Here is a 2,766-nt window from a genome sequence, read left to right on the forward strand (position 1 = left end):
CATGCTGTGGCGCATTTCACCGGTGTTGAAGACCACCTTGAACTGGTTATCCACCGCAATGCTGTCCAGATCGCCTTCACCACGAACCGCGCGACGGTCCATAGTCCGCTCATCCGCCAACAGGCCACCATTGGTGAAGGTCGCAGACACCACGGTCTCGAACAGGGATTCCACGTGGTTGTACTTGGCATTCTGGCGGAATGACCAGGCATCATTGATGTAGTGAGTCAGGTCATAGCCAATGGCCCACTGCTCACGGTCATAGGTATTCCAGTCCGGCTCCCCCAGGAACGTGCTGCGATCAATATAGCCGAAAGGAGTCGGCTCCAGCATGCCCTTGATTGGGGAAAACTGGAACGTAGAGCCGCCCTCATCCTTCTGGTAGTAAGACAGGAAGGTAATCTCGGTATCATCGGTGAGAAATACCGTGGCACTGGGCGCCAGGTAGGTGCGGCTCAGTTCGGTTTCATCCACCTGGGAATCGCCGTCGTTGTAGCTCCCCACCAAACGGCCAATCACCTTGCCGCTTTTGCCCAGGTCCCCGCCCACATCGAAGGAGCCTTCGTACTGGTCAAAGCTGCCAGCTTCCAGCACCACTTCATTGGTTTGATCATAGGTCGGTCGCTTGGCGACCATGTTGACCAGACCGCCAGGAGCCACCTGACCGTAAAGCACAGCAGCCGGCCCCTTTAACACTTCCACCCGCTCCAGGCCATAGGCATCGATCTGCGGCGTAGTCCACTGACCACCCCGGGGCATACGCAACCCATCCAGGTACAGATTATTGCTCCAGCTGGAGGCATCGAAACCCCGGATGCGAATATCGTCCACCCGGCTGTCGATACCTTGCCCTTCGGTTTGCACCCCGGCGGTATAACGCACGGCATCCATCACCGTTTCAGAGCCACGGTCATCCATTTCCTGACGGGTGACCACGGAAACGGATTGGGGAATTTCAACAATTTGTGCGTCAGTCTTAGTGCCGGTGGCACTATGCGTCGCCATGTATCCTTGACTCGCCGCCCCCCAGGCCGACTCCTCTACCTCGGTTTGGGCGGAGACATTGATCGCCGCCAACGTGCTGGCATCCTGACTTGATGCCGCAGAGGGCTCGCCCACCAGCACCGCACCGTCATCGGTATAACGGTAGGTGATACCGGTCCCTGCCAGCAGGGTATCCAGCGCCAACGACAGCGCCATGGTGCCATTGACCGCGTTGACCACGGTGTTGCCTGCCAGCCCACTGGCCTGCTGAATCTGGATTCCGGTCTGCCGGGACATTTGTGCCAGGGAGCGTGACAGGGCCTGGGCCGGTAAGGCGACACGGACCCGCTGTTGTTGGTGCGCGCCACTCTGGGCGTTGTCGGCCAAAACGCTCTGCGGCAACGCCGCCCCTGCTGACGCCAGCGAAGCCAACCCCAGCAGCACTCCCCCGTGGAGACGGCTAATTCGGAAATTCATCAATACACCCCAATACAAATGAAAACGATTCGCAATACTATATACATTGCGAACCCTGTTCAAGTGAGGTGCTTTATTGGCTTCAGTGGCGAGTCGTCATGCCTGGCGCATACGCAGCGCCACCAACACCGTGCGCAAGTGCGGCACGGGCACATTCAGGCGGTCCGCGATGGCCACCACATTGCCAAGAATCGCATCCAGCTCGATGGGCCTGTCGTTCAGGTAATCCAGCGCCATGGAATTTTTATACGCGCCCATGGCACGGGTGCCCGACAGGTTCTTCTCGATAATACCGTCCGGCATGGGGTAGCCATCGGCCTGGGCCACCGCAATCACCTCTTCCATCAAGGTGCGAATCAGCCCTTCGCCGCCCGGCGCATCGAGCATGGCCAAGGTATCGGCCCCGTTGGCCAGTACACTCAACGGATTGAACGGGGTATTCCAGACACATTTGCGCCACCGTTCGCCAACCACAGCATCCGTCTCGTTGATATCGATACCACCCTCGCGGAACAAGCCCGCCAACTGCGCGCAGTGGTGATCAAAGCCCGTGGGGAAATTGCCCATCACCAGCTGCCCATAGGCCTGATGGTTAACGGTACCCGGGCCAGTGCGACTCACCGCAATAAACGCCAGGCAGCTCACCAGAGGATTGCGCGGGAAGGCATCCGCCAGCTCACGCTCGATATCCAGACCGTTCTCAATCAACACCAGCCCGGTCTGCTCCCCCATCCAGGGGCGCACCAGTTCAGCCCGGTCCACCCCCGGCAGCACCTTGACGCACAGCAACACATAATCCGGAAGGCGCCCCGGAGTATCGCCCGGTTGATAGACCTGATCCGGTGTCCACGACAGTTCACCCAGGGGGCTGGTAAAGCGAAAGCCGTCAGCTTTTACTGCGTCATAATCCGACCGCAGTACCACGCTCACGGTACAACCCGCCCGCTTCAGAATCGCGCCATAAAAACTGCCAATGGCGCCGGCGCCGATTACCAGAATGTCCGGCTTGTTATTCCCGGTCTTGCTCATGCTCTTTGCTCTCCCAAATGTCGCATCCCCTGCTGCATGCTGCGTAGCGGCACCAGCGCCACCACAAAAATGGCCAGCAACAGCAGAAATGCCATATCAAAACCCGCCTCAAAGGATTGCGCCGCCGACGCATCCGGCCGGGTCTGTGCAAAAGATTCACTGAAAAACTGAATACACAGGGCGCACAGATTCACGCCCAGCGCGCCACCAATCTGGCGACCAAAATTGAAGATGCCCGAGCCCTGGGGAATCAGGCCCGGCGGCAACAAACCCAAT

Annotated in this window: 2 protein-coding genes and 1 pseudogene; all 3 read right to left on the reverse strand. The window is 58.9% G+C overall.

Features of this window, described 5'->3' with window-relative positions; all coding sequences use genetic code 11:
• Positions 1 to 1,461: TonB-dependent siderophore receptor (locus A3754_RS19435; RefSeq protein WP_156497099.1), on the reverse strand; the 1,461-nt coding region annotated here is incomplete at its 3' end.
• A 96-nt stretch (positions 1,462 to 1,557) separates the two neighbouring features.
• The gene (locus A3754_RS19440) at positions 1,558 to 2,490 is read right to left on the reverse strand and encodes a ketopantoate reductase family protein (RefSeq protein ID WP_063521019.1); all 933 of its coding nucleotides are present in this window, start codon (positions 2,488 to 2,490) and stop codon (positions 1,558 to 1,560) included.
• Positions 2,487 to 2,766: pseudogene (locus tag A3754_RS27950) on the reverse strand (MFS transporter); the annotation flags it as partial. The pseudogene A3754_RS27950 and the gene A3754_RS19440, both read right to left, overlap by 4 nt.

The organism is Alcanivorax sp. HI0083 (assembly GCF_001635175.1).

Excerpts from the sequence above, each read along its gene's own strand:
- A3754_RS19440 (WP_063521019.1), bottom strand. The coding sequence starts at position 2,490 with ATGAGCAAGACCGGGAATAACAAGCCGGACATTCTGGTAATCGGCGCC.